This is a genomic window from Streptococcus sp. Marseille-Q0941 (genome assembly GCF_943736975.1).
GTDB lineage: Bacteria > Bacillota > Bacilli > Lactobacillales > Streptococcaceae > Streptococcus.
In genome coordinates this window covers 70,820-97,581 of the sequence record NZ_CALSFO010000003.1, presented here as the reverse complement: position 1 = coordinate 97,581, position 26,762 = coordinate 70,820, and the positions used below count along the sequence as shown (strand labels likewise).

22 protein-coding genes, 1 tRNA gene and 1 other annotated feature are annotated in these 26,762 nt (G+C 39.8%); of the genes, 3 read left to right on the top strand and 20 right to left on the bottom strand.

What is annotated here, in order from left to right:
* Nucleotides 1-75: 75 nt before the first annotated feature.
* The 5 genes from galE to NGI26_RS02290 all read right to left on the bottom strand — a co-directional run bounded on the left by galE (nucleotide 76) and on the right by NGI26_RS02290 (nucleotide 6,214).
* Nucleotides 76-1,095 carry a UDP-glucose 4-epimerase GalE gene (gene galE / locus NGI26_RS02310; RefSeq protein ID WP_251935464.1) on the bottom strand — a complete coding sequence of 340 codons (1,020 nt, stop codon included), beginning with the start codon at nucleotides 1,093-1,095 and terminating at the stop codon, nucleotides 76-78.
* A gap of 102 nt (nucleotides 1,096-1,197) precedes the next feature.
* Nucleotides 1,198-2,298 carry an NAD(P)/FAD-dependent oxidoreductase gene (locus NGI26_RS02305; protein WP_251935462.1) on the bottom strand — a complete coding sequence of 367 codons (1,101 nt, stop codon included), beginning with the start codon at nucleotides 2,296-2,298 and terminating at the stop codon, nucleotides 1,198-1,200.
* Nucleotides 2,299-2,314: 16 nt separating this feature from the next.
* On the bottom strand, nucleotides 2,315-3,112 hold the full coding sequence (locus tag NGI26_RS02300; RefSeq protein ID WP_251935460.1) for a Nif3-like dinuclear metal center hexameric protein: 798 nt from the start codon (nucleotides 3,110-3,112) through the stop codon (nucleotides 2,315-2,317).
* A complete protein-coding gene (locus NGI26_RS02295) occupies nucleotides 3,099-3,776 on the bottom strand; it encodes a tRNA (adenine(22)-N(1))-methyltransferase (RefSeq protein ID WP_251935458.1) in 678 nt (225 codons plus the stop codon). The genes NGI26_RS02300 and NGI26_RS02295 overlap by 14 nt, the downstream gene beginning before the upstream one ends.
* A 101-nt stretch (nucleotides 3,777-3,877) precedes the next feature.
* The gene (locus NGI26_RS02290; RefSeq protein WP_251935456.1) at nucleotides 3,878-6,214 is read right to left on the bottom strand and encodes a cation-translocating P-type ATPase; all 2,337 of its coding nucleotides are present in this window, start codon (nucleotides 6,212-6,214) and stop codon (nucleotides 3,878-3,880) included.
* Nucleotides 6,215-6,346: 132 nt separating this feature from the next.
* Between NGI26_RS02290 and NGI26_RS02285 the strand changes: the two genes are divergently transcribed.
* Both NGI26_RS02285 and NGI26_RS02280 read left to right on the top strand, forming a co-directional pair.
* Entirely contained in the window at nucleotides 6,347-7,096 is a 750-nt protein-coding gene (locus NGI26_RS02285) for a lysophospholipid acyltransferase family protein (RefSeq protein ID WP_286009823.1), read from the top strand.
* Between the two features lie 106 nt (nucleotides 7,097-7,202).
* Nucleotides 7,203-7,275: transfer RNA gene (locus tag NGI26_RS02280), tRNA-Thr, on the top strand.
* 308 nt (nucleotides 7,276-7,583) lie between these two features.
* Here NGI26_RS02280 and pyk read toward each other — a convergent pair.
* The 14 genes from pyk to NGI26_RS02210 all read right to left on the bottom strand — a co-directional run bounded on the left by pyk (nucleotide 7,584) and on the right by NGI26_RS02210 (nucleotide 25,530).
* Entirely contained in the window at nucleotides 7,584-9,089 is a 1,506-nt protein-coding gene (gene pyk / locus NGI26_RS02275) for a pyruvate kinase (RefSeq protein ID WP_251935452.1), read from the bottom strand.
* A 66-nt stretch (nucleotides 9,090-9,155) separates the two neighbouring features.
* Nucleotides 9,156-10,163: a 6-phosphofructokinase gene (gene pfkA, locus NGI26_RS02270; protein WP_251935450.1), complete on the bottom strand. Its 1,008-nt coding sequence runs from the start codon at nucleotides 10,161-10,163 to the stop codon at nucleotides 9,156-9,158.
* An 81-nt stretch (nucleotides 10,164-10,244) separates the two neighbouring features.
* The gene (locus NGI26_RS02265; protein WP_251935448.1) at nucleotides 10,245-13,346 is read right to left on the bottom strand and encodes a DNA polymerase III subunit alpha; all 3,102 of its coding nucleotides are present in this window, start codon (nucleotides 13,344-13,346) and stop codon (nucleotides 10,245-10,247) included.
* A 114-nt stretch (nucleotides 13,347-13,460) separates the two neighbouring features.
* Nucleotides 13,461-13,844: a lactoylglutathione lyase gene (gene gloA, locus NGI26_RS02260; protein ID WP_251935446.1), complete on the bottom strand. Its 384-nt coding sequence runs from the start codon at nucleotides 13,842-13,844 to the stop codon at nucleotides 13,461-13,463.
* Nucleotides 13,845-13,902: 58 nt separating this feature from the next.
* Nucleotides 13,903-14,262, bottom strand: a complete 360-nt coding sequence (gene rplT, locus NGI26_RS02255; protein WP_000124834.1) for a 50S ribosomal protein L20 — start codon at nucleotides 14,260-14,262, stop codon at nucleotides 13,903-13,905.
* 49 nt (nucleotides 14,263-14,311) lie between these two features.
* A complete protein-coding gene (gene rpmI, locus NGI26_RS02250; RefSeq protein WP_003003453.1) occupies nucleotides 14,312-14,512 on the bottom strand; it encodes a 50S ribosomal protein L35 in 201 nt (66 codons plus the stop codon).
* Between the two features lie 33 nt (nucleotides 14,513-14,545).
* Nucleotides 14,546-15,076, bottom strand: a complete 531-nt coding sequence (gene infC, locus NGI26_RS02245; RefSeq protein ID WP_006149857.1) for a translation initiation factor IF-3 — start codon at nucleotides 15,074-15,076, stop codon at nucleotides 14,546-14,548.
* Between the two features lie 15 nt (nucleotides 15,077-15,091).
* Nucleotides 15,092-15,222 (bottom strand) — a sequence feature (ribosomal protein L20 leader region).
* 88 nt (nucleotides 15,223-15,310) lie between these two features.
* A complete protein-coding gene (gene pgdA / locus NGI26_RS02240; RefSeq protein ID WP_251935444.1) occupies nucleotides 15,311-16,705 on the bottom strand; it encodes a peptidoglycan-N-acetylglucosamine deacetylase PgdA in 1,395 nt (464 codons plus the stop codon).
* A 116-nt stretch (nucleotides 16,706-16,821) separates the two neighbouring features.
* On the bottom strand, nucleotides 16,822-18,549 hold the full coding sequence (gene ezrA / locus NGI26_RS02235) for a septation ring formation regulator EzrA (RefSeq protein WP_251935442.1): 1,728 nt from the start codon (nucleotides 18,547-18,549) through the stop codon (nucleotides 16,822-16,824).
* 80 nt (nucleotides 18,550-18,629) lie between these two features.
* Nucleotides 18,630-20,576 carry a DNA topoisomerase (ATP-hydrolyzing) subunit B gene (gene gyrB / locus NGI26_RS02230; RefSeq protein ID WP_251935440.1) on the bottom strand — a complete coding sequence of 649 codons (1,947 nt, stop codon included), beginning with the start codon at nucleotides 20,574-20,576 and terminating at the stop codon, nucleotides 18,630-18,632.
* Nucleotides 20,577-20,590: 14 nt separating this feature from the next.
* A complete protein-coding gene (locus tag NGI26_RS02225) occupies nucleotides 20,591-21,154 on the bottom strand; it encodes an HAD-IA family hydrolase (protein ID WP_286009822.1) in 564 nt (187 codons plus the stop codon).
* A 109-nt stretch (nucleotides 21,155-21,263) separates the two neighbouring features.
* The gene (locus NGI26_RS02220) at nucleotides 21,264-21,812 is read right to left on the bottom strand and encodes a DJ-1 family glyoxalase III (protein ID WP_251935434.1); all 549 of its coding nucleotides are present in this window, start codon (nucleotides 21,810-21,812) and stop codon (nucleotides 21,264-21,266) included.
* Nucleotides 21,813-21,822: 10 nt separating this feature from the next.
* Nucleotides 21,823-23,046, bottom strand: a complete 1,224-nt coding sequence (locus NGI26_RS02215; RefSeq protein ID WP_251935431.1) for an FtsW/RodA/SpoVE family cell cycle protein — start codon at nucleotides 23,044-23,046, stop codon at nucleotides 21,823-21,825.
* Nucleotides 23,047-23,079: 33 nt separating this feature from the next.
* Entirely contained in the window at nucleotides 23,080-25,530 is a 2,451-nt protein-coding gene (locus NGI26_RS02210) for a bifunctional DnaQ family exonuclease/ATP-dependent helicase (protein ID WP_251935429.1), read from the bottom strand.
* A gap of 120 nt (nucleotides 25,531-25,650) precedes the next feature.
* Between NGI26_RS02210 and NGI26_RS02205 the strand changes: the two genes are divergently transcribed.
* Nucleotides 25,651-25,836, top strand: a complete 186-nt coding sequence (locus NGI26_RS02205) for a hypothetical protein (RefSeq protein WP_251935427.1) — start codon at nucleotides 25,651-25,653, stop codon at nucleotides 25,834-25,836.
* Nucleotides 25,837-25,859: 23 nt separating this feature from the next.
* On the opposite strand, the gene NGI26_RS02200 is transcribed toward NGI26_RS02205, so the two are convergent.
* A complete protein-coding gene (locus NGI26_RS02200) occupies nucleotides 25,860-26,708 on the bottom strand; it encodes an NAD(P)H-hydrate dehydratase (protein ID WP_251935425.1) in 849 nt (282 codons plus the stop codon).
* Nucleotides 26,709-26,762: the final 54 nt, after the last annotated feature.

Genomic DNA, 26,762 nt, shown 5'->3' with positions numbered 1-26,762 from the left:
GATTTTTTCATTGACACCCTATATAAAGTTCTAAAAAAGAGGAATGACTTCCTCTTTTTTTGTTAGATCAATCGATTAGTCTTCAAATCCATTTGGATGTTTACTTTGCCAACGCCATGCATCTTCGCACATTTCTGTAATACCAAGTTCTGCTTCCCATCCGAGCTCTTCCTTAGCTTTTGCTGGGTCTGAGTAGCAAGCTGCGATATCACCAGGGCGACGTTCGACGATACGGTAAGGAATTGGGCGCCCGACAGCTTTCTCCATATTTTGAATAATTTCAAGAACAGAGTAGCCTTTTCCGGTACCAAGGTTATAAACATTGAGTCCTGAGCCTTTTTGAAGCTTCTTAAGGGCTGCAACGTGCCCTTTGGCTAAGTCAACGACGTGGATATAGTCACGAACACCTGTTCCATCTTCCGTATCGTAGTCATCACCGAAGACTTGAACTTGTTCTAACTTACCAACTGCGACTTGTGTGACATACGGTAGAAGGTTATTTGGAATACCATTTGGATTTTCTCCCAGATCTCCACTCTCATGCGCCCCAATTGGGTTGAAGTAACGAAGCAAAACAACGTTCCACTCTGAATCTGCTTTATAGATATCTGTCAAGATTTCTTCAAGCATAAGCTTGGTACGGCCATAAGGGTTGGTAGCTGAAAGTGGGAAATCTTCTAGGATTGGAACAGTATGAGGATCTCCATAAACTGTTGCTGAGGAGCTGAAGATAATGTTCTTACAGTTGTTTTCTTCCATTGCTTTTAAAAGACTCACTGTACCAGCAATGTTGTTGTCATAGTATGCCAGCGGGATACGAGTTGATTCTCCAACTGCCTTCAAACCTGCAAAATGGATAACACCTGTCGGCTCTTCGTGTTTAAAAATGTCACGAAGTGTATCTGTATCGCGGATATCAGCTTCATAAAAAGGAATTTCAACTCCTGTAATTCTTTCCACTACTTCTAAGCTTTTACGGCTACTGTTGACCAAATTATCCACCACAACAACTTGATGTCCAGCTTGGATTAGTTCAATGACAGTGTGAGTTCCGATAAACCCTGCACCGCCTGTTACCAAAATCTTTTCTTGCATCATTTTTCCTCAATTCTATATATTTTTTTTTATTTTACCATTTTTACAAAAGGATGTCATTTACTACCCCGAAAGATTACGTGAAATTGAGTAAAACATTTACTAAATTTCTTTTCGTTGGACATACTTTGCAATCGGATAATCTACTGGATCCAATACTCCACTTCTCCCTTGAAGCATTTGAGCTAAATGATAGCCTATAATAGGGCCAGTCGTTAATCCAGAAGAACCTAAACCACTTGCTGCATAGACTCCTGATAAGTTTGGAACCTGTCCGAAAAATGGAGAGAAGTCACTAGTGTAGGCACGAATTCCCACGCGTTCGCCACTAATCATTGCATCTTTTAAACTTGGATAAAATGGACTTGCTTTTTCTGCCATTTGTTGGAGCAAATTTTCATCTACTGTCAGGTCAAACCCCATATCATTTTCATGGGTAGCACCTAGAGATAGCCTCCCAGCTGGAAATGGTATCAAATCCCACTCTCCCTCTGGCATAACGACTGGATAACTTGCCATGTCTAAATCAACCTCATAATCTCGGAGTTGTCCTTTTTGTGGTCGAACATCAACCTCATAACCTAAGGGCTCTAATAAGTAACCGAGCCAAGCTCCAGTTGACAAGATAACTTTGTCAAAAATTTGATTGTCTATTTGATAACCTGATGCTAGAGGTCTTAAACTAACCTCTTTATTTATAACCTTAACCTGACTGGCTTCAAGTAAACGAGTTACTAAGAGTTGGCCATCTACTCGTGCTCCACCAGAAGCATAGAGTAAACGTTCAAAACCCTGTAATCCTGGAAATAGCTCACTTACAGCATCTTGATCTAAAATGGTTAATTCCCCAATCAAGGGAGATTCAACTCTACGTTGCAAGGCTAGCTTATAGAGTTCTTCCAATTTAGACTCATCTTTTTTCAAGAGAAAGACCCCTGATCGCTGGTAAAAATTAACTTCTTGACCAGATCTCTCTATGTCTGCTAATAAGTCCACATAGAAGTCTGCTCCCAAGCGTGCCATCTTGTACCAGGCTTTATTACGACGTTTAGAAAACCAAGGACTAATAATTCCTGCCGCTGCCTTGGTAGCTTGCCCATGTCCATGGTCAAAGACAGTCACTTCCATATCAGATTCTTTGGAGAGATAGTAGGCAGCTGTCGCCCCTACAATTCCTGCCCCTACAATGGCAACCTTTTTCATTTTCTTTACCTTCTATCTAGATATGATGGAATGGATTAGTAGAAGCTTGACTTGCGATAACTTCTAGCGCCCAAGCATTTTCTTTCTTCCATTCGTTCAGGAGCACTACAATTTTTTCAACAAAGAGCACCTCAATATAATGTCCAGGATCCAGAGCCAACAAGCCGTCTGATAGCATGTCCTGAGCTGTGTGGTAATAAATATCACCAGTGATATAGACATGAGCTCCTTTTGCTAAAGCATCAGGATAGAAAGATTGCCCACTACCCCCACAAATAGCAACCCTTGAAATTTGCTTTCTTAAATCACTATCTTGATAATAGACCATTCGTAAACTGTCGAGAGCAAAGACTTCTTTCACACGTTTAGCAAATTCTTCAAAGGTTTGAGATTGGATATTACCAACGCGTCCAATCCCTCTTTCAGGACCTGTTTCCTGCAAATAAGTTGTATCCTCTATACCTAGCATCTGACAGAACCAGTCATTAAGGCCGTTCTCAACGATATCAATATTGGTATGGCTGACATAGACTGCAATATCGTGCTTGATGAGGTCAATATAAATCTGATTTTGAGGACGACTAGCAACTAAGTCCTTAATAGGGCGAAAAATTGGTGCGTGCTTAACGATAATTAAGTCGACTCCTTTTTCAATAGCCTCAGCCACTGTCTCTTCACGAATATCAAGGGCAACCATAACTTTTTGGATGTCCTTGTCCAAAGTTCCAATCTGCAGTCCACGACTATCACCTTCCATTGAAAATTCCTGGGGACAAAAGGCTTCATAGCGTTTAATCACTTCACTTGCTTGCATGGAGCACCTCCTTGATAGCTTTTATTTTATCTGTTAGAACTCGACGTTCCTCTTGATTTTTTTCTGGGATTTGACCTAGGGCAAACTGCAACTTCTCAGCTTCTTTTTGCCACTTCTGAACAAAGACTGGACTGACTTCTTTGGACAAGAAAGGACCAAAACGGGTATCTCTTGCTGACAACTTCATTTGTCCCGCTTCCACTACTAGAATCTCATAAAATTTGCCGGCTTCTTCTAGGATGCTTTCTGCGATAATTTGAAAACCGTGGTCTTGTAGCCAATTACGCAAGTCATCTTCACGATTATTGGGTTGGAGAATCAAACGCTCAACATGAGCTAGTTTGTCAAATCCCTCTTCTAATATCGAAGCGATCAAACGACCACCCATTCCTGCAATAGTGATAACAGAGACCTGATCACTTTCGTCGAAAGCTGCCAAGCCATTAGCTAAGCGAACCTGGATTTTATCAGACAAACCGTGATTTTCAACGTTTTTTACCGCAGATTGGTAGGGTCCAACTACAACTTCACCTGCAATGGCAAGCTCGATGTGACCTTTTTCAACTAATTCAATCGGTAAATATGCGTGGTCGCTCCCCACATCCAGCAAAACGGCTCCTTGAGATACAAAGGAAGCTACCGTTTCTAATCTCTTTGAAATCATCTTCTCTCACTTTCAAAAACTCTATTTTTCTTTATTATACCATATTTTATCTACCAATCTTGCACCTAAAAAAGACTGCAACCATCGATTGCAGTCTTTCTTTATTTTCTCATTTGATAACGACTTGTCAGGATGAAAATCACAATAAAGATAATCATCATAACGCTATAGACAGGTAATGTTTGTGCTGTAAGTGTTGAAATTTCCAGTAGTTTTTGAATTCTTGGAAAAAGAGCTGTTCCAAGGAAGCCACCAACTGACCAAACAATCAGGAGAACTCGCCAAAGGGTAAATGGCAAGCAAGCTCTCACTACAGACATGAAACCAATTGATGCCAATAGATAATACAAAATGGTCGAAATTTCAATGGCAGACCAACCTTGACTTGTTCCAAAAATTTTAATAAACAAAACGCTAAAGACTACCATCAAGGCACTTGGTAAAGCACGAAGCATGGATTTTCTGAGGAAGTTATGTTCTACAGGTTTGATATTTCTCTCAAAAGTCAAAACAAACGGTGGGAATCCTTCCACAAACTGGTCAATCATGGTAATCTGAATAGGAATGAATGGGAAAATCAAAATCCATTCCGTACGTCCCAACAAAGCACTGGCAATACAGATAACTGCTAGCAAGAAGGAATAGATGGTCTTGATCAAGAAAATCGGAGCAATGTGGGCAATGTTATTGACAACACGACGACCTTCAAAGAGAATCTCAGGAACATCATTGAAATCTGAATTCAAGAGGACCAGATTTGCAATCTGACGAGTTGCTGGATCTCCTTCAGCCATCACGATAGAACAGTCTGCCTCACGGAGAGCTAGAATATCATTTACACCATCCCCTGTCATTGCAGTAGTATGACCTGCTTTTTTCAGAGTTTGGATAATCAGTTTCTTTTGATGAGGGGAAACACGTCCGAAAATAGCTGTTTCCTCAGCCATGGCTATCAATTCTTCATCGGTAATTTTCGAACAATCTACATAGCTGTGATAATCTGCAAAACCTGCTTTTTGAGCGATGCTTGAAACAGTAACTGGATTATCACCAGAGATAATTTTCAATCCCACTTCCTGAGAGCGAAGATAGTCTAGCGTCTCAGCAGTACCTTCTCGAATCGGATCTAGAATCTCAAGCAAAGCCAAAGCCTGAATATCAGATGGCTTTTGTGGCTTGTGATGGTCAAGTTTTTCTTGACTGAGCGCTAACACCAAGACACGAGATCCTCGTTCAAGAGCTTCTCTAGCTTCAGGAACTTCAGCATCCAACAACATCTCCGGTGCGCCTAGGAAAACAGTTCCTAGACCTTCCAACTCCATTGCTCCCCATTTTCGATCACTTGAAAATGGAAGACTTGAAATCATCGGATAAGCTACCTCTCCCACAAAACGCGTTCGGATAGCTTGAGCTGTTGGATTTTTATCCCCACTGTGTGCCATATAACTAGTTAGTATTTTGGCAATGGCATCCTTATCGTAAGTTTGAGTAAGAGGAAGGACAGTCTCAAGCTGCATCTTCCCTTGAGTGATGGTCCCTGTCTTATCCAGACAGAGCATATCCACGCGCGCCAAGGTTTCAACAGAGTACATCTCTTGTACTAGAACCTTTTTAAGTCCTAGTTTTATCACTGCCGTCAAAAGCGAAGTTATAGTCAGTAAAGCAATTCCTTTAGGCAGCATTCCCAAAAGAGCTGTAGATGAATTGACTACAGAAGATTTCAGTGGCAAACCTTTTAAGACCAAGGCTTCAAGCAAGAGAGCAATTCCAAAAGGAATAATGATTTTCCCGGTAAAGCCAGCTAGTTGGTCTAGTGATTTCATGATACTTGAGTTGATTGGCTTCACCGTTTTGGCTTCAAGCATGAGCTTAGCTGCGTAGTTGTCCGCCCCTACATGTTTGACCTTGGCAAAGACGGAACCACTGACAAGAAAGCTACCAGACATCATTAGGTCTTCAACTTCCTTTTGGACCAAGTCACTCTCACCCGTTAACATGGCTTCGTTGACTTCGGCAAAACCTTCTAAGACAATGGCATCACTTGGAATCTGATCTCCTGCTGACAAGCGAATCACATCGTCTAAAACAAGTTCTTCGGGGTCCAAAGCTATCTCTTGTCCATCACGAATTGTCGTAATCTTTTCTATATTCAAGAGGTTGAGTTTATCAACCATATGTTTCGCACGTAGCTCAGTCACAATTCCTGAAAAAGCATTAAAACAGATAACTGCAAAGAAAACTAGGTTGCTCCAAGCTTGAACAAAGGCGAGCGCTAGGGCAATGGCAAAATTTAAAGCATTGAATAGAGTAAAAACATTTCTCTTCACTATCTGCCAAGTACTCGTGCTAGCGGAAGCCTTAAAATCATTGACTAGTCCCTGCTTCTGACGATCTTTAACTTCTGATTGGCTTAAGCCCATAATTTTATTTTTATCCATAAATTCTATCATATCATTTTTTTTTGAATAATTCTAATTTCATATAAAGAGCTTTTCAGACTATACAAAAAAACATTTGCCTGTCCTAGTATGATAAGGTATAATAAAAGAAAGAAAACTGAAGGAGACACCATGTTTTATACTTATCTACGTGGGTTGGTTATGTTGATTCTATGGTCAATCAATGGAAATGCTCACTTTCACAATACTGATAAAATTCCAAGTACGGATGAGAATTATATCCTTGTTGCGCCTCATCGTACTTGGTGGGACCCTGTCTACATGGCTTTTGCAACCAAACCAAAACAATTTGTTTTTATGGCAAAAAAAGAACTCTTTTCAAATCGTATCTTTGGGTGGTGGATTCGTATGTGCGGTGCCTTTCCTATCGATCGTGAAAATCCAAGTTCTTCTGCCATCAAATATCCAATCAATGTCCTTAAAAAGAGCAATCGCTCACTGATTATGTTTCCTAGTGGTAGTCGTCATTCTACCGATGTTAAGGGTGGTGTTGCTCTGATTGCGAAAATGGCTAAGGTTCGTATTATGCCAGTCACTTATACTGGTCCTATGACTCTAAAAGGACTCATCAGCCGCGAGCGAATCGATATGAATTTCGGAAATCCTATTGATATTTCAGACATCAAAAAGATGAATGATGAGGGAATTGAGATGGTTGCAGACCGCATCCAATCTGAGTTTCAACGCCTGGATGAGGAAACAAAAGAGTGGCACAACAATAAAAAGCCAAACCCACTTTGGTGGCTCATCCGTATCCCTGCCTTGATCCTCGCAATTGTAATCGGAATTTTGACAATCCTCTTTACCTTTGTTGCAAGTTTTGTTTGGAATCCAGATAAAAAGAGAGAACAATTACAATAATCGAATCTCCACAAGCCCAAGTTTCTTACTTGGGCTTTTCCAATGAATTAAGCTACTAATTCGCATATTGACAAAAACTTAAATCTATAGTATACTCTCAAAGTAAGCTGATTTAGCTCAGTAGGCAGAGCGCATCCATGGTAAGGATGAGGTCGCCGGTTCGATCCCGGCAATTAGCATCATTCATCAGTTCCTATTTAAGGAACTGTTTTTTCTTGACAAAGTATTGGCCTCTATAGTAAAATAAAGGCTGCGATGAGTCGATATGTAGCGAAAGCTACAATTGCGCAAAGGAGGTCATAACGCAGGAGCGGACCTTGAGAAATTGTGTGAACCAGTTTCTCACATGGAGATGCCTCTCACACTCTCTGGTTTTCCAGAGAGTTTTTTTTCTTGTCCTAAACGAATAGATTTTTGGACCTAATAAAACAAAAAAGACCTATCACACAAGCCGGAAAGCTTGATATGATAGGTTTTTAATGTTAGATTAACGTACTGTACGGATACGCATTGTATTTGTACGAACAGCTTCTCCAAGTGGAACACCTGCAACGATAACGATGTCGTCACCAGATTGTACAAGACCTGCTTCAACTGCTTTACGTTCAGCAATTTCAAACATGTCATCAGTTGATGATGGAGCTTCTGTCAACATTGGAATAACACCCCAGTTCAACATCAATCCACGTTCTGTCAATTCGTCAAATGTCAATGCCAAGATATCAGCATTTGGACGGTATTTAGAAATCAAACGCGCAGTGTGACCTGTCTTAGTAAGAGTTACAACCAATTTAATATCCATTGAGTTTGTAGCGTCTTTAACTGCTGAAGCCATAACTTCTGTTTTAGAGTTACGTTCAAATGAATCTGAGTTCAAACGTCCGTATTCGTTAAGAAGAGTTTGAGCGTTCTTGTCGATTGTAGCCATTGTACGAACAGACTCAAGTGGGTATTTACCATTTGCTGACTCACCTGAAAGCATAGTCGCGTCAGTTCCGTCGATAACAGCGTTAAATACGTCTGATACTTCTGAACGAGTTGCACGTGGTTTTTCAGTCATTGTTTCAAGCATGTTTGTTGCAGTGATAACAACTTTACCAGCAGCATTCACTTTAGTGATGATCATTTTTTGGTAAACTGGAACCATTTCGAATGGTACTTCGATACCCATGTCACCACGAGCGATCATGATACCGTCAGCAGCTTCAATGATTTCGTCCAAATTATCGATACCTTGTTGGTTTTCGATTTTAGCGAACAATTGAACGTGACCGTTACCAGTTTCTTCACAGATTGCACGAACTTCGTTCACGTCTTTAGCAGTACGTACGAATGAGATCGCGATGAAGTTGATACCTTGTTCCAAACCGAAACGGATATCAGCGTTATCACGTTCAGCAAGAGCTGGGAAAGGAATTTTAGTGTTAGGGATGTTTACACCCTTTTGTTTAGCGATAACACCATCATTTTCAACTTCAACGATGAATTCACGAGTTGCATCGTCTTTGTCTACAACGCGAAGACCAAGTTTACCATCATCAACCAATACTTGACGACCAACTTCAACGTCATCATAGATATCAAGAGCACCAGCAACGTTCAAAGCAATCACTTCACGAGTTGATTTGATTCCTTGTTTAGTTGCAACACGGATTTTTTCACCAGTTTTGTATGAATATTCTTTAGCTTCTCCTTCGAACAATTCAGTACGGATTTCTGGTCCTTTAGTATCAAGAAGGAAACCAACTTTTTTACCTGCAAGTTTTTCTGCAAGTTTAACAGTTGCCATACGGTCACCTTGTTCTTGGTGGTCACCGTGTGAGAAGTTGAAACGGAAAGTATTAGCTCCTGCTTCAATCAATTGAGCAATGTTTTTAGCTGAAGCTTCAACGTCAAGTTTTTCACCCCAGTATCCGTCATCACCGAATTTTTTACCACCACGGATTTCTACCGCAGGACCCAAAGTTGCAACGATTTTTACACGTTTGTTCATGATTTTTGTGACTCCTTTATATAATTCGACCTTTTATGGTCATTTTACCAGATTAGTTAAAGTTGATTAGGACAAGCTCTTGTTCAAGCTAGCAAGTTCAAGGTCAGCTTTGTGAGGGTTGTTAACAACGATTTTGTCATCAGCTGTTAGGCTGAACAAGGCTCCTTCTTCTGCTGTTCCAAGAATTGGGTTTTCAACCATTTTCTCATTACGAATACCAACAGCGACACCACCGATTCCTTGCTTGAGAAGTTTAACAGCGTGTGCTCCCATGCGTGACGCTAATACACGGTCACGAGCGGTTGGTGAACCACCACGTTGGATATGCCCAAGCTCAGTCACACGAAGGTCACTAGTATCTCCTGCTTCCTTGAGTTTCTTACCAAACTCATCGGCAGACATAACTCCCTCAGCCAAAACAATGATGTTGTGTTTTTTACCGCATTCATAACCAGCTTTGATACTAGCTACGATATCTTCCATCTTGAAGCCTTCTTCAGGGATAATGATTTCATCAGCACCTGTTGCAATACCTGCCCAAAGTGCGATATCACCAGCATTACGTCCCATTACTTCAACAACGAAAGTACGACGGTGACTTGATGATGTATCACGAATCTTATCGATTGCATCCATTGCAGTAGTAACTGCAGTATCAAATCCGATTGTGAAGTCAGTACCTACGATATCGTTATCGATTGTACCTGGAAGTCCGATAGCAGGGAATCCATGCTCAGTCAAGCGCATAGCTCCGTGATAAGAACCGTCACCACCGATTACAACGACACCTTCGATCCCGTGTTTTTTCAATTGCTCAATCCCTTTAAGTTGACCTTCGAGTTTTGCAAACTCAGGGTAACGAGCAGAGTGAAGGAAAGTACCACCACGTGAAATGATGTCTCCAACTGAAGCAGCATCAAGTGGATAGATTTCACCGGCAACCATCCCTGCGTATCCATCATAGATACCAAAGACTTCCATTCCTTCTGAGATTGCTTGACGAACTACTGCACGGATGGCAGCGTTCATACCAGGGGCGTCTCCACCGCTAGTCAAAACAGCAATACGTTTCATTTGGTTTTGCTCCTTTTTCTTTTAACATTCTAACTGATTATACCATATTTAAAGTTAAAATTCTTTTATTTTCATTGATTTTTAACGATAAATCGTTTTCATGACAATTTGTTTTAAAGATTCTTGTAAGCTCGCATCTTTTGTAACCATATAACCAGGCAACAGAACATTTTTTTGTTCATTTTCATATCGAATGACAACAGGGATTTGTCCCTTATATTGTTCTAAAATATGATAAATTTCAGAGTCGTGATCATGATTAGCAACTTGAATCCAAAAACGTTCACTCACTGCCTCTTTTAGATTATTCAAAACTAATTGAAGACGTCCGTCCCTAGCCTGAACTTTCCCGTTTAGATAATAGAAACTACCTTCGTGTAAGAGATTTTTAAATTGGCGATACTGATTCGAAAAAACAGTAACCTCCAGATTTGTTTTACTATCACTAACTTTCAAAAAGGCCATGTTTTCACCTTTTTTAGTTCGGATCACACGAATGGATTGTATCTCAACAAGCACTGTAGCTGTCTGACCTTCGGAAAGTTCAGACAGACTCACGATTGGATACAAAGGATTCTTTGCTAGGAATATCAATGGGTGTTGGCTAATTCCAACTCCTAACCATTCCTGCTCTTTTTGAAATTTCTCAATATTTGAAAAGTCCTCTGTATCTGTCCAACTATAGCTAGAATCTGCAAAGAGGCTACCTAACTCTTCTACAAAGATAAATAGAGTTGGTAGGTTGGTTAAGATTTTTTGACGATTTTTCTCAAAGCTATCAAACAAGCCAACTTCTACCAAAGGATTTAATAAACTCTCCTTTTGATAATTTTTGGGCAATCGGGTGATAAAATCTTCAACACTAGAAAATGGACGATTCTCTATAATCCAATAGGCAAAATCACGAGGTATTCCCTTAATGTTCTTAAGACCTAGATGAATTGTCTTATCTGCTAACTTATCTTGAAATGGAATCGTATTGATAGAAAGTGGAGCTAATTCAAAGCCCATTTCGAGCGCATCGAAGATATAATCTCCACTCGCATAATTGAGCATCACCTGATAAAAGATGACAGGGTAATGTGTTTTGAAATAAGCAAGCTGAAAAGCTAAAGCTGCATAAGCATAAGCATGCGAACGGTTAAAACCATAACCAGCAAATTTCTCCATGACAGCAAAGACTTCCTGAGCCTGTTCTTTTCCATGCCCTTTTTCGAGTGCACCTTGGATAAAACTCTCCTCCATCCGATGCATCTCTGCAGCATTCTTTTTCCCCATGGCACGACGCAAAATATCGGCTTTCCCAAGGCTAAAGCCAGCATAACGCTGAGCTACCTGCATCACCTGTTCTTGATAAAGCATGATGCCATAGGTTGGGGCTAAGATATCTTCTAAGACTGGATCAAGAACTGTCACTTTTTCTTTGCCGTGTTTTCTAGCCACAAAGTTATCGATATAATCGCTCGCACCTGGTCGGTTCAAAGAAGTCGTCGCCACTACTTCTTCAAAGTTTTGTGGCTTCACTCGTTTTAATAAACGAATAGCTCCAGGCTGTTCAAACTGAAAGATCCCCTTAGTCTTACCAGCTGCAAAGAGGGCTAAGGTTGCCTTATCCTCAAGGTCAATATCCTCAATCCTTAGCGAAATCCCTTGAGTTTCAAGTAAGAGCTCTTGCATTTTTTGAGCAAAGGTTAAGTTTCGTAGACCCAAGAAGTCCATCTTGAGCAAGCCATTTCCTTCAACTCCATGAGCATCATACTGAGTAATGAGCATATCTTCCCCATACTTGAGAGGAATGTAGTCTGTCAGATTTTTGTCACTAATAACGACACCAGCAGCATGGATGGAAGTCTGTCGTGGATAGCCTTCTATCTTTTTAGCAATAGAGAAGGCCTTTTGGTACTCAATCTTACTCTGAATGATTTGTCTAAAACCGAGATTGCCTTCATAGGCTGTCGTTAGAGTATCTTTAGAACCAATTTTTTTTGTAATAGTCGTCAATTCATATTCAGGCACGCCATAACGTTTGAAGATATCTCGGATGGCCTGCTTGGCTCCAAAGGTTGAATAAGTGACAATCTGAGCAGCATGGATACTACCATAACGGTCACGCACATAGCGAATAAACTCTGGACGATAGATATCTGGAATATCAATATCGATATCTGGCATGGTGTAGCGTTCACGATTCAAGAAGCGCTCAAAGATAAGATTCTTAGCTACAGGATCAATTCCAGTGATATCTAGGGCGTAGGCTACTAAACTTCCAACTGCGGATCCGCGTCCCATCCCCATATAATAACCCTGAGAACGACCAAAACGTAAGAGATCCCAAACAACCAAGAAATAGTCATCAAATCCCATATCATGAATCACTGATAACTCTTCTTCTAAACGATCCTCATAAACCTGATTCCATAACCCTTTCTGTTTCAATCCCTGAATAGCTCTTTCCCGAAGTTCTTCAACAGCGGGTCTCTCTGGGTTAAAACGTGGAAGCTTGAGACTACTATCAATCTCGTAGGAAGTTTCCTTAATCAATCTTGCAAGATTATCCAGTGCCATTGGGAACTTCTCTAGAAAAATCCGTTCAAGACGGTCAGCTGGTAAAAACAGGCCCTGTTGAGATTGAACATCAACCTCTCTCAAGGTCACGTTCTCTTTAATCGCTTTAAGCATCTGGAGAGCTTCTATATCCTCAGACTCGAAAGAGTTAACACGATAAAGAGGGAGAACGGGATGAGAAACATTCAATTGAGGTGTATCTGGATACACTCCGATATAGTAGTCATGCCCTAAGCCCAAGGAATCAATTTCAGGATAGTAAGGAACAATGACACAAATATCTTCAAGGTAGGAAGAGAAATCAGCCCATTCTTTTTTACCTGTCATTTTTCGTGACGATATCTTCATCAGGTTGCGATATCCATGGTTTGACAGGGCTAGAAAACGTAGATTGAGCACTTCTTCTTTATGATAAACTGTCATCTCAAGACCTAATAAAGGTTGAATCCCCTGTTTTTGGCATTCTTTGATGAAATAATAGGCTCCATAGAGATTGTCTTCATCCATGATTCCAAGCGATGAATAGCCATATTCTTTCCCAAGGCTGACATATCTCTTGATTGAAACCATACTCTCCATGAAACTATAGACAGTTTTTGTATCCAGTTGGGCAATCATTCTTTCTCACCTTCCTTTTTCTTTTTCTATTATACCATTTTAAAAAATAGAAAAACAGATACTTTTGCTTTGCATAAACTAAAAAACCACAGCTTCTGCTGTGATTTTTTTAGATTATTTCTTTTCGCGAATCACTTCTACCTTGTATCCATCTGGATCTTTGACAAAGTAATAGTTAGGTTGAGTCCCTGGAAGCCCATTAGGTGCTGTTACTTCATAGCCTTTGGCGCTATGTTCTTGATGGAGTGCCTCAAGATCAGGTGTACTAAGGGCGATATGGGCAAAACCATCTCCTACCACGTAAGGGCCGTGATCATAGTTATAAGTCAATTCCAACTCATAGTCGTCACCCTCAAGTCCTAGATAGACAATCGTGAAGGCATGGTCTGGAAAATCTCTGCGACGCAATTCTTTAAAACCAAAAGCATCTTGATAGAATGCGATTGATTTTTCAAGGTTTTCTACTCGCAAGCAAGTGTGTAGCATTTTTGAAGCCATAGCTTTCTCCTTTATTTCTAAAAAGACTGGGACAATCCTGTTCCAGTCTTAAAAGTAATTATTTACCAAGTTTTGCTTTAGCTGCATCTGCAAGAGCTGTGAAAGCTGCTGCATCGTTAACAGCTAAGTCAGCAAGCATTTTACGGTTAACTTCGATTTCAGCCAATTTCAAACCATGCATCAATTGTGAGTATGAAAGTCCGTTCATACGAGCTGCCGCATTGATACGTGTGATCCACAATTTGCGGAAGTCACGTTTTTTCTGACGACGGTCACGGTATGCATAGTAGTAAGAGTTCATTACTTGTTCTTTTGCAGTACGGAACAAGATGTGTTTAGCTCCATAGTAACCTTTTGCTAATTTTAAAATACGTTTACGACGTTTGCGTGATACAACGCCACCTTTAACACGTGCCATTTATATTTCCTCCAATATTTCCTAGAATTGTTAACTTACAAATACGCGATTATTTCAAGCGAGTAAGCATTGCTTTGATACGTTTGAAATCTCCTGCATGCACCATAGATGCTTTACGAAGATGACGACGTTGTTTTTTAGTTTTTCCGTGGAAACGGTGAGAAGTGTAAGCACGGAAACGTTTAAGTCCACCAGAACCTGTACGTTTGAAACGTTTAGCTGATGCGCGGTGTGTTTTTTGTTTTGGCATGATATTTTCTCCTTTTTTTAACTTTCTGACAGATTATTTCTTGTCAGTTGCTGGGGCCAATTGCATAAACATTTGACGTCCATCCATTTTAGCACGTTGTTCGATGATAGCAATATCTTGAGTTGCTTCAGCGAAATCGGCTAAAACTTTTGCACCAATCTCTTTATGGGTAATCATACGACCCTTAAAGCGAATAGATACTTTTACTTTGTTTCCTTTTTCAAGGAACTTGCGAGCATTGCGAAGTTTCGTTTCGAAGTCACCCTTGTCGATAACTGGGCTCAAACGAACTTCTTTCACGGTTACAACGCTTTGTTTTTTGCGTTGTTCTTTTTGCTTCTTCTGATACTCAAATTTGAACTTGCCGTAGTCCATAATTTTCGCAACAGGAGGCTTAGCTTGAGGTTGAATGAGAACCAAGTCCACATTAGCTTCATCCGCAAGTGCTTGCGCTTCGCTTAGTGGTTTGATACCCAATTGCTCACCTTCAAGACCGATTAAGCGAACTTCGCGTACACGAATTTCATCATTGATGAATAAGTCTTGCTTTGCTATGGTTTTCACCTCTTTTTTTAGTTTAGAGAAAAACAAGAGCGGACTTGCTAACGCAAGTCCGCACTACATGATTATATTTCATTTCTGAAACTTGATCTGTAGGGGCCAGACAACGTTAGTCGCAAGGCGAGAAGTTCTCACTTCTGCTTTTCTCATCTTGTATATAATATCAAGTTTTTCCTTACTTGTCAAGATAAAAATAATCTTTTTTTGTTTTTTTCTAATACTTGATTTTAATCCCAACTATTGGTTACGAGAATAGTAAATACCATGTGGTTTTAAACCTGTATTGAGTAGTTCTGATACTGTCACAAAACTATATCCCTGTCCCTGCAAATACTCAATAACCTTTGGTAGTGAATTCACTGACGTCTGATGAATATCATGCATGAGGATGATAGAACCATCAGTTGTTTGACGTTGAATTTCTGTCAGAATCGCTGCTTCGTTTTTACTCTTCCAGTCTAAACTATCTACATCCCACATAATAAAGCTCAAATCGAGACTATTACGGATATCATCTGAAATCGCACCATATGGTGGACGCATCAATTTTGAACTCTTTCCGAGAACACTCGTAATTGCTGATTCTGTATCCGTAATTTGTTTTTTAGCATCTTCTAATGAAAGTTGTGTTAAAACAGGATGGTTCCAACTATGGTTTCCAACTTCATGTCCCTCGGCCTGCATACGTTTGAGGATAGCTTCATTACCTGCAATGTTTTTTCCTTGTACAAAGAAGGTCGCTTTGATTTTATACTTAGCTAAAATATCCAAGGCTTGCGGTGTTGTATTGCCATCGGGACCGTCATCAAAGGTTAAGGCTACAACTTTTTTATGTTTCTCTGCTTGAACTTTTTTATAAAGTTCAGCATCTTTTTCTGTTAGATAGGATGTCTGAATAAAATCAAAGAAATCTGAAATAGGCATCGCTATTTCTTCAACATTAGTCGTTGCTTTGACTGGATAAAGAACTAATTGACTATCTTTATAGGTAAACTTCCAGCTTGACAATTCTGCAGCTGAGAAATCAGCTGAAACTTGATCAACAACTGATTGTTCAATTTTTTTATCTTTGAGAGTTGATTTAACTCCCTCAAGCAATTTTTCTTTGGCCGTGGATGAGTCTGTAAAGAGTTGATCCAGGGTAAAGACAGAGCCATCTTCTTTGAGATACAGCTGGTCTAAAGTAGTATTTTCTAATTCAACGACATTAGAATTTGCCAAGTCATAGGCCTGTTTTTTGATTAAACGATTTTCAACCCCAGTCAAAGAGGAATCCCCTTTTTCTGAGTAATAAAAAATCAACTGTTCTTTACCTTCTACTTTGTCAGTGATATCTTTTACGATGACATCCTTGACAGAGGAGATAACATTTTCTCCAACTAGTGGATAATAGGTGATAATTTCTGATTTCTCTTTACGGAAATGCTCTTTTTGACTCCCTTGGGAGTAGGCATCGTCTTTTTCCTTCTTGAGGCTCTCAATTTTCTGCTCAAAGGCTTGTTTGTTCAACACTTTATAGGTAATCGCACTACCGAGTGCTATCATTGTTAGAAATAAAAGCAAGACAAGAGTGCCAAGCTTTTTATTATTTTTCTTCTTTACTTTATTCTGGGGTAATCTCTTTTTTGTCATAGTCTTATCATATCAAATACGAGCTATAATTTCAATGAAAACATGGCATAAAAATATTTACTATAGGTAAAGAAAAGTAAAAGAATCCTAGGAAAAATCTAGGATTCTTTTGTAAATTAGAAACGAATACTTTCTCTTGTTTTCTCATAAGAAGTAACAAAGCGATTTGTCACGCCTGGTTCAGCTACTTCTAATGCTTGAGAGATTTTTTCAAAAGAAGCTTGATAATCAAAGGCTGTTTCAAAGATATTCAAAGCTTCTTGGAAAGCTTGTTGAATACGGTCATCAAATGATCTGTAACGGTTCGAATATTGAAGCAATTGTTCCGTAAGTGTTGCATATTGAACAATACTGTATGTTTCTTCTTCCAACATATTCATATCATTTGTCGCAATCTCAAGGATACGATTTACAGATTCGATATTTACTTGTGCTTGTTCCAACTCAGCCATCAAGTCTTCTGTACTGTGACTTGCATCAAAGAAGAGCTTCAAGAATTTTTGTGGAATTCCTGGAAGATTTCTCTTCTCCATGTAGCGTTTAATCGTATGCAGACGGTTGACATAGACATTTGCTTTTTGACGAGCATTGATGTCATCTTTTTCAATCTGAACGAGACGCTCACTAACACCGATTTGGTCATCTTCAATATCTTTTAATGTAGATTGGACATTTTCCAAACGTTCTAGTAATACAGAATATGCTTCTGAAACCTCTGTTTGGTCGTTTGTTATTTCTTCGATCGTAGCATCCAAAGCCGAGATATCAGCTTGAAGACGACGAACTCGATTTACATCGCTTTCAGAAATCAGGTAGTTTTTCCCAAGACGTTCAATATCTTTAACCAAGACCTGATTATTTTCTTTCAAGTGGTTAAGATACGTAGGAAGGGTAGCTACCAATTTTTCAAAAGCTTTGTGCGCTTTAATTTCACGTGTGAAAATATCATAAAGTGCATTGATTTCTTCTTGGATTTGAGTATTTTCATACTCTGCATTGTCCAACTCCAATGTACGGATATTTTCGTGATTATTTTTCAAAGCTTCATAGAGAAGTTGAAGACGAGATTCGATATCTGTTTCTACAAAATGATAGTTCTCATCTAATAACTTACGGTAACCTGCTTCTAAATCTTCAAGTTGTTCTGGCAATTCAGTAGTCAGCTTGGTTACAATCGCTGGGATTCTTTCAACGATATGTGTCAAGGCCAAAATATGATTTTCAGCGTTATCTAAAATGCCTGCTGCTTCAACCGGATCCCCTGAAGAATTCAAGGTTACAAATTGAGAAAACTCAGATTGGATGTTCTCCAATTGTTTTTCAATTTCCGAAAGAGCTTGACCATATTTTTCAGAATCTTCAGCTACCGTATTTTGTAGTTTTTCAAATAAATCTAGGGCATGCAGAACACGTCCGCTATTTTTTGATTCTTGTTTTTCTAAATCAGACAAGGCATTACGAATCGCTGTAATATCCTCTTCAACAAGTTCAATCTGACTTTCAATTTGATCAATCTGGTGCTTAGCTTTCAAGAAACGGAATGAGTTATTGTATCCTTCAGCTTCAAAGAGGTTATTCTCAATATCCGCAAAAGAGTTCAGAGACAAATCTACCCATTTTTGATTCCATTCTCTAAAGGCAACCTGACTTTGACCAATCAGATGCATATTTTTAACAACCTCTACCTCATCATTAACAGGAAGGTTATATAATTCTTCTTTTCTTTCTTCTAAGGCTGCAAGTCTACTCTCATTACGTTTACGTAGCAAAATGGCTACTGCAAAGGCAATAAGAAGCAGGACAGCAATTCCAATCAAAGTAATAATCAACTGATTATTTGACATATCAAACTCCTTTTATACTTGACACAATTGTAATGATTATATCATATTTTTCAAGCCTTGGGAACTATTTCCCAATTTTTTTATACGTCAAGAGTACTGTACACAGCGTTTTCTTCGATAAATTCTCGACGAGGTTCCACGCGGTCGCCCATGAGCATATCAAAAATCTTATCTGCTTCAGCAGCGTCATCTACTGACACTCTAGCCATGAGGCGATGTTCAGGATTCATAGTAGTTTCCCAAAGTTGGTGGTCATCCATCTCTCCAAGACCTTTATAACGTTGAATGGTTGGTTTAGAACGACCTTCGCTGTAGCGAGCCAAAGCTTCTTGTAGGCGGATTTCTTGGTCTGCGCCTGGTTGAATATATTCTTTAATTTCACTACCGACTTTAACACCGTAAATTGGTGGTTGAGCGATATAAACATAACCTGCCTCTAGAACGGGTTTCATATAACGATAAATCAGAGTTAATAAGAGGGTACGAATATGGGCTCCATCGACATCGGCATCTGTCATGATAACCAGCTTTTGGTAACGAGCCTTGCTGACATCAAATTCTGCACCAAAGCCAGTCCCCATAGCTGTAAAGAGGCTACGAATTTCCTCGTTAGCAAGGATTTTATCCATACTTGCCTTTTCAACGTTAAGGATTTTACCACGAATTGGTAAGATAGCTTGGAACTCACGATCACGTCCTGATTTTGCAGAACCTCCCGCTGAATCTCCTTCGACGATGAAGAGTTCAGTTTCAGCTGGATTGTTTGATGAACAGTCTGCTAATTTTCCTGGAAGGTTTGAGATTTCTAAGCCTGACTTCTTACGAGTAACTTCACGCGCACGCTTGGCAGCAACACGCGCTTTCGCAGCCAAAATCCCTTTTTCTACGATGCGTTTAGCAATCTGTGGATTTTCCAGAAGGAAGTCAGAAAATGCATCGCTAAAGAGGCGATTGGTAATCTTCACAACTTCACTATTTCCAAGTTTAGTCTTGGTTTGTCCTTCAAATTGTGGGTTTGGGTGTTTAACAGAAATAACGGCAGTTAAACCTTCACGGACATCTTCCCCTGTAAGGTTGTCTTCATTGTCTTTGAGAAGCTTGTTTTTACGAGCGTAGTCGTTAATAACACGAGTTAATGCTGTACGGAAACCTTGTTCGTGTGTTCCACCTTCATGGGTATGAATATTGTTGGCGAAACTCATGACATTTTCATGGTAACCCGTTGTGTACTGCATCGCAACTTCTACTGTGATGTCATCCATTTCACCATCTGTGTAGATTGGAGTTTCAAAGATAACATCCTTGTTTTCATTGATGTACTCAACGTAGCTCGCAATCCCACCCTCATAGTGATAATGCTTGGTTTGTTCCAATCCTTCACGTTTATCCGTGATGGAAATTTGAAGACCACGATTCAAAAAGGCTAACTCTTGAATCCGTTTATTTAATTTATCAAAGTCAAATGTCGTTGTCTCTGTAAAAATTTCTGGGTCTGGAGTGAAGTGAACGATTGTCCCTGTTTTATCTGTATCTCCAATCACCTCGAGATCCGCTACAACATGACCACGACGGTATTCTTGGTAATGAATCTTACCGTTTTTATGAACACGAACATCCAACTGTGTTGAAAGAGCATTTACAACGGATGAACCTACACCGTGCAATCCACCTGACACCTTGTATCCGCCACCGCCGAATTTCCCTCCGGCGTGAAGAACAGTAAAGACTGTTTCAACGGCAGGGCGTCCTGTTTTTTCTTGGATATCAACCGGAATACCACGCCCATCATCGACAACTGTAATCGAATCATCTGGTTCAATAAAGACCTCGATATGACTAGCAAATCCTGCTAGAGCCTCATCGATAGAATTATCTACAATTTCCCAGACTAGATGGTGAAGACCTTCTTTGGAAGTTGATCCAATATACATCCCTGGACGCATACGAACGGCTTCCAGACCTTCCAAAACTTGAATTTGACTGGCATCATAATCTTGTGCCTGTTGGTTTTTAATATCTTCTGTCATTTTTCCCCTTTTTCTTACATGTCTATTGCTTGTTTTAAGGCTACAAAGTCCTCAAAGAGATAGGCATCTAAGCCTGCAGCATGTCCTGCTTCTACATCAATGGCACGGTCACCAATGACTAGACCTGATGTAATATGATACTTATCACGTAAATAAATCATTGACTCAGGATCAGGTTTGCGTTTAAACCCTGAACTAGCCGTCACTACTTCTGTAAAGTATGGAGCTATCTTGGTTTTCGATAGAATCTCCAATACTTGATCATTTCGATGAGAAACCAAGAAGTTACGACCACCTTGGTCCCAAATGTTTTCTAAAAGAGTAGGGATCCCATCAAATAAAACAGGATGTTCGAGCTCTCGGGCTTCATTTTCCTTATATTTCTCAAGAAAATTTTCAATACCTGGAGCATACTTTTCGATGGCAAAGGCAGTCGAAACCTTCAAGGCTTCGTATACACTGTCGTGATCCTGCTCAATCCCGAACTCTGCTAATATTTCTACAAAAGCTGCTGTAGAAGTTTCATAATTATCAAGCAGGGTTCCACCTAAATCCCAGATGTAATCGTGATATTTCATACCCTTCATTATACCATTTTTTTATAAAAAATGCGATGTTTACCTTGTTTTTTGCCATTAAAAAAGAGAAGAATCCTCTCCAACAAGAAAGATTCTCCTCCGTTTGTCATTATTTTTCAAATACGTCTGTGTAGAGCATGCCATCTCTTAGAGCTTTGGCATCTCCACCAAGTGTTTCAACCAAGTGATAAGCAAAGGCTAAAGCTGTTGCTGGACCACGACTAGTAATGACATTCCCATCTACTACTACTGTTTCTTTATGGTAGTGACCATTTGAGATTTGTTCTTGTACACCATCGTAGCAAGTATAGTTTCTTCCTTCTAGAAGACCTGCTTGATTTAAAGCAATAGGAGCTGCACAAATAGCTGCTACTTTTTTTCCGATTTTCTCAAACTTTTGAAGTTCAGCGCTCAATTGTTCATTGTCTCTTAAGTGGACCGAACCAGGCATTCCTCCTGGTAGAACGATCATGTCATACTCTGACAAATCACCATCAAAGACACGATCAGTTTGAACTTGAATGTCATGTGAACCCGTAATTTGAGCATCAAAACCTACCATATGGCAGGTAATATTTGCGCGACGCAAGACATCTACGACTGTTAAAGCTTCGATTTCTTCAAAGCCATTTGCTAGGATAACTGCAACTTTAGGCATAGCGACCTCCTTATTTCACTTTTTTCAGTACAACTTTTTTGCGTTTGAATCTTGTTCGACCACTCTTTTCATCAGCTAAATGAGTTTGGTAGCTCATGGACAACAGCAGACCGACACCGATAAGATTACTGATAATAGCGGACCCCCCTTGTGAAATAAATGGCAAAGGAATCCCTGTCAGGGGAAGGAGGCCAGTTACAGCACCAATATTTTCAAAGATGTGGAACAAGAGCATCATAATAAATCCAGTTGAAATGTAGGTGTAAAATTGATTATTTGATTTTAAGGTGATCTTTAACATACGATAAATAAGCAGTAGATAGAGTGCAACCACTACAACTGAACCAATAAAACCGAAATCTTCCGCAATCACGGTAAAAATCATGTCACTCTCTCGAACTGGAATGAGGAGATTAGACACATTAAATCCTTGGCCAAAAATACCACCGCTACCAATCGCAATTTGACCCTGTGCTTGCTGATAGGTAGTCGTTTGAGCATAATCAAATGGATTGAGCCAGGCTAGGATACGATTTATCTGATAAGTCGGCATCCCAATCTGATGCATAAAGGCACGCCCGTCTTTTGTGATAAAGATGGCTAGGAAGCCTGTAATCGCAGATACAACTGCTACAAAAATTGGAAGAATGATTTTCCAAGAAACACCAGACAGTAAAACAAGTCCTGCAAAGATTGCTACAAAAACCATAGCTGTCCCAAGGTCGCTTTGCAAGGCTAGTAAAACCATAACAGGTATCGTGAAAATAATCATCCACAAAATTAATAGAAAATCTAAACCAATCGTTCGTTCCTTGTCTTTATGTTTCTTGGTAAAGGTTACAATAACGTATGCCAGCATCAAAATATAGGATATCTTCATGAATTCGGAGGGTTGAAAGAGTGTATAACCACCGATTGAAACCCAGTTTTTTGCACCAGTTGCAGCTACTAATCTTGGGTTGTAGAAGACCAAAGGCAAAACCATTAAGGCTAGACCAAGACCATATAAATAAGGGGTGGACTGCCATAAAAATTTTGTGTTAAAAAACATGACTATAAAGCTAAAGATAATCCCTAGCGATATCCAAGCTAGCTGTTGTCCAAGTATGGTCCAAACATTGTTTGGGTAGTCATGACTAACTGCTATATAAATAGCTACAACTCCAATGACCAACAAACAAAATACTGGCAATATTAAACTATAATCGACCCTAGAGTCGAGCGAACGTTTCATAAAAGGCCTCCTTCATTCTTTCAGGTATTCATTTCATTGTTTATTTAAAAATTCTTGAATTTTGATAAAAGCTTGCTCTCTGCTAATGACTCTAACTCGACTAGTACGAGACAAAGCCTTGCTGATTTGCTTGCCGTAGCGTTTACTTGCCATACGGCTGTCTAAAATCAGAACCGCAGAGCGTTGCCCCACTCGACGCATGGTTCGTCCAATCGCTTGCTTGAGACGAATAATAGCCATAGGAAGCTGGTAGTCATAAAAAGGATTTTTCCCTTCCAAACGGAGTTCTTGATTCATCTTTTTAGTAAAGGGATCTTCTGGATTTTGGAAGGGCAAGCGAGTCACTACTTCAATCACTCGTGGATGTCTTGAAAAATCAACACCTTCCCAAAAACTTCCCGCTCCGAGCAAGAGCTCACGCTCGCCTCTTTCAAAACGTTTTTTTAACTGGGCAGGTTCACCGTGTTTATACTGTGCTAGATGAGGTATATTTAAGGCATCAGATACTTGTAATAACAAATCTTTTGCGGTAAATAAGACTAAAATGGGTTCTTCCAGGAAGGATAATTCTTCTAAAACTTCCACGACTGCTTGCCCATAATCCCGAGTTGAAATCTCTGTTACCAATGGAAAATCCTTCACCAAGAAGATTTCCTGATTTTCTTGAAACTGTTCGTCTAGGCAATAAAAGGCCGCTTGAGGAAAACCTAACAATTCTGGTAAAGAAACCCGACTACTAATTTCAAGGGTTGCAGAAATCCCTAAAAGCTGACAGGATTCTGGAAAAATCTCAGAAAAGAGCAAACGATGATTGCGACTAGAAGTGATTTCAACCTTTTTACTAGACAGATCTGAGGTCGATAACCAAAATTCTCCATCAGATATAAAAAATTTCTGATAGTCTTTAAATTCTTGAAGATTCAACTCAGAAAAATCTTGTCGGAGCTTATTAATGCTACTAGCTGGGCACATCTTACGTTTACCAGATAGGAACTGATCGATTAGATAAGAACATTCAAATCGAATACTCTCTAGCAAACGTTTTTGAAGCATGTCGCCTTCTTTAGATAGAGCTTGATCTAGTTGCTCCACCAAATCTGTTAGCAAATACGTTTTACGAGAAAGATTTTCCAATGTCAACAAGACTTTCTGGGCTTCATCTAAAATCAAGAGACGCCCTTCTAAGAGACTTGGATCATCTTCAAGTCGGGTAACTAGATAAGCATGATTGGTCACAAGCAACTTACAAGAACGAGCCCTTTCTTGACCTCGTTTCCAAAAATCCTCCAACCAAAAGAGAGAGTCTTTGTGAAGATTTCCATCATGAACCAAGTTTGGTAAAAACTGCTGGTAGCGATATAGCTGACCAATCTCGTCTAAGTCTCCTGTCTCTGTTTCTGTCAACCAAACTAGAAGTTGCATCTTGAATCGTGTATACAGACGATTGGACTCTTCTTCCTCTAGAGCTGTATGAAAGGCATCTAGCTTCAAGTAATTCTGAGGACCTTTAAGACTATGAATAGAGATATGGAAAATCTCTTCTAGTTTTTTAGCCTCCTCTTGTATCACCTGATCTTGAAGGATTTTAGTAGGAACACTGAGCAGGATTCCCCCTTCATTCTCAAGTGACAAGGCCGGTAGCAGGTAACCATAGGTTTTCCCAATTCCTGTTTGAGCCTGAATAAAGGATATGTCTTCCCCTTGTAAAAACTCTTGAACCTTTTGAGCAAAGCGTTCTTGTGTAACTCTCTCTTCTAACCCTAACAAGGCAATATTGGTCTGGAAATCTTTAGATAACTTTCTCGGAGAAAGAAGTGGCTTTTCTTTTCTTAAGAATAAGCCCTGCACTTCTACCAAATCATGCTCAACGAGGAGAGACTGTTTCTGATAAACTTCCTCGATGACCAGATAAGATTCGTACAATAAGCTATCTGACAAAGTCAACAAGCGCTCCAACAAACCTTTTGGCAGTTGGAACATCTTTTGTCTCATACAAAGAAAGAGTTCGGCAGTTGCTTGGGCATCAGATAAAGCTGTATGAGCTTGCTCTAAGGGAATCCCCAACTCTTGGCAAAGAATACCAAGATTATACTTCTCTAGTTGAGGGTAAAAGACTTGAGCCAACTCCACTGTATCAATACGAGGCGTGCGCAATTCATAACCTTCCAAAAAGAGGAATTCTGCCAACAAATTAGCATCGAACTGAACATTGTGCGCAACAAAAATACCGTCTTTGACTAGTTCAAAAATCTCTCTAGCCACCTGAGAAAACTCTGGAGCCTTTGCCAAACGTTTATCAGTCAAACCCGTTAATTCTTTGATATGAGAATCCAAGTGTTCATGAGGATTGACATCAGTAGCATACTGTTCAACAATCTCACCATCTTCAATGACTACAATTCCCACTTGGATGATTTTTGCCTTGCTTCCGGTACTTGTAGCTTCTAAATCTACAACGACATACCGATTATTTCTAACATTCATCACTAAAAATTATATCAAAATTTGCACCATTTGACACCCCTGAACTTTGTTTGAAGAGTCAAGTTTCTTGCAAGATTTGAAAAAAATGATTGAATAGAATTGGAGAAAGGGAGGAACATCATGAACCCAATGGATTTATTTAACAAAGTTAAAGAATTAATCGAAACAAAAGATTTCGACGCTGCTAAATCTTTCATCGAAGAAAACAAGGATCAACTCGGTGAGTACCTTAGCCAAGCACAAGCTTTGGTTTCAGGATCAGAAGGCCTAGACGGTCTTGTAGATAAGGTCAAAGGCCTCTTCTAATCATCAAAAGACACCTGAAAAAATCAGGTGTCTTTTTGTATGTTCTTCATGAAGGCTGGAATCTGTTGACTAATCATGGTCGGCAAGACTACATAGTTGTCCTCAGCTAGTTCTTGGGCTATTGCTGAATGTAAATGGGTCGCTACCGTCACTCTTTCATAGAGACTTGCTTGGGGAAATTGACCTGCAAAGCCAGCAACCATCCCTGCCAGAGTATCTCCCATACCCCCAGTTGCCTGATAGGGGCCTCCAACACTCAGCTGATAACAATCAGCTTGACCAGCTTGCCAGATTCGAGTCGCAGGACCTTTTTGGACTAAAATCGTCCCTGAAGGAAATCTCTTCAAAGCCTTTCCTGTTTCTTCGGTTCCTTGGGAAGTCAAATCTAAGCCTGACAAAACTTGCCATTCCCTTTGATGAGGAGTTAAGACTAGATGAACTTTAGGAAATTTCATTTTAGTCTTCGCTAAAATGGATAGGGCACCACCATCCAGTATCAGGGTCTGATTTTGCTCTAAATGATGAAAGACTGTATGGAGAAGCTCTTCTCCACGCTCATCATCCACTAGCCCAGATCCAACCAAGACAACACTTGCTTTCTTCAACTGTTGCTCCAATAATTGCTTATCATCAAGATCAAAGGCCATAGCCTCCGGCAAATGGCTATGCAGAGGTGGAATATTTTCCTTGTCCGTTGCTACTGTCACCAAGCCTGCGCCACTTCTAACGGAAGCTAAAGCAGCCATAATAATCGCTCCCCCATAGGGATAAGTTCCTCCAATCAAGAGAAGACGACCGTAGTCTCCCTTATGACTGTGACGAGACCGTTCTACAATGACTTTTTCTAATAGTTCTAGGCTAATCTCTTTCATCGTTTTTTTCCTCTCACTTCATTATACTACAAAAGGAGGCTCAGACCTCCTTCT

Coding starts and splice junctions, on each gene's coding strand:
- rplT (WP_000124834.1), bottom strand. CDS start 14,262: ATGGCACGTGTTAAAGGTGGCGTTGTATCACGCAAACGTCGTAAACGT.
- NGI26_RS02200 (WP_251935425.1), bottom strand. CDS start 26,708: ATGAAAGAGATTAGCCTAGAACTATTAGAAAAAGTCATTGTAGAACGG.
- NGI26_RS02265 (WP_251935448.1), bottom strand. CDS start 13,346: ATGATTGCCCAACTGGATACAAAAACTGTCTATAGTTTCATGGAGAGT.
- NGI26_RS02295 (WP_251935458.1), bottom strand. CDS start 3,776: ATGATTTCAAAGAGATTAGAAACGGTAGCTTCCTTTGTATCTCAAGGA.
- gloA (WP_251935446.1), bottom strand. CDS start 13,844: ATGGCTTCAAAAATGCTACACACTTGCTTGCGAGTAGAAAACCTTGAA.
- pgdA (WP_251935444.1), bottom strand. CDS start 16,705: ATGACAAAAAAGAGATTACCCCAGAATAAAGTAAAGAAGAAAAATAAT.
- NGI26_RS02305 (WP_251935462.1), bottom strand. CDS start 2,298: ATGAAAAAGGTTGCCATTGTAGGGGCAGGAATTGTAGGGGCGACAGCT.
- NGI26_RS02215 (WP_251935431.1), bottom strand. CDS start 23,046: ATGAAACGTTCGCTCGACTCTAGGGTCGATTATAGTTTAATATTGCCA.
- NGI26_RS02225 (WP_286009822.1), bottom strand. CDS start 21,154: ATGAAATATCACGATTACATCTGGGATTTAGGTGGAACCCTGCTTGAT.
- ezrA (WP_251935442.1), bottom strand. CDS start 18,549: ATGTCAAATAATCAGTTGATTATTACTTTGATTGGAATTGCTGTCCTG.
- pyk (WP_251935452.1), bottom strand. CDS start 9,089: ATGAACAAACGTGTAAAAATCGTTGCAACTTTGGGTCCTGCGGTAGAA.
- NGI26_RS02210 (WP_251935429.1), bottom strand. CDS start 25,530: ATGAATGTTAGAAATAATCGGTATGTCGTTGTAGATTTAGAAGCTACA.
- NGI26_RS02220 (WP_251935434.1), bottom strand. CDS start 21,812: ATGCCTAAAGTTGCAGTTATCCTAGCAAATGGCTTTGAAGAAATCGAA.
- NGI26_RS02290 (WP_251935456.1), bottom strand. CDS start 6,214: ATGGATAAAAATAAAATTATGGGCTTAAGCCAATCAGAAGTTAAAGAT.
- galE (WP_251935464.1), bottom strand. CDS start 1,095: ATGCAAGAAAAGATTTTGGTAACAGGCGGTGCAGGGTTTATCGGAACT.
- NGI26_RS02285 (WP_286009823.1), top strand. CDS start 6,347: ATGTTTTATACTTATCTACGTGGGTTGGTTATGTTGATTCTATGGTCA.
- NGI26_RS02205 (WP_251935427.1), top strand. CDS start 25,651: ATGAACCCAATGGATTTATTTAACAAAGTTAAAGAATTAATCGAAACA.
- NGI26_RS02300 (WP_251935460.1), bottom strand. CDS start 3,112: ATGCAAGCAAGTGAAGTGATTAAACGCTATGAAGCCTTTTGTCCCCAG.
- rpmI (WP_003003453.1), bottom strand. CDS start 14,512: ATGCCAAAACAAAAAACACACCGCGCATCAGCTAAACGTTTCAAACGT.
- pfkA (WP_251935450.1), bottom strand. CDS start 10,163: ATGAAACGTATTGCTGTTTTGACTAGCGGTGGAGACGCCCCTGGTATG.
- gyrB (WP_251935440.1), bottom strand. CDS start 20,576: ATGACAGAAGATATTAAAAACCAACAGGCACAAGATTATGATGCCAGT.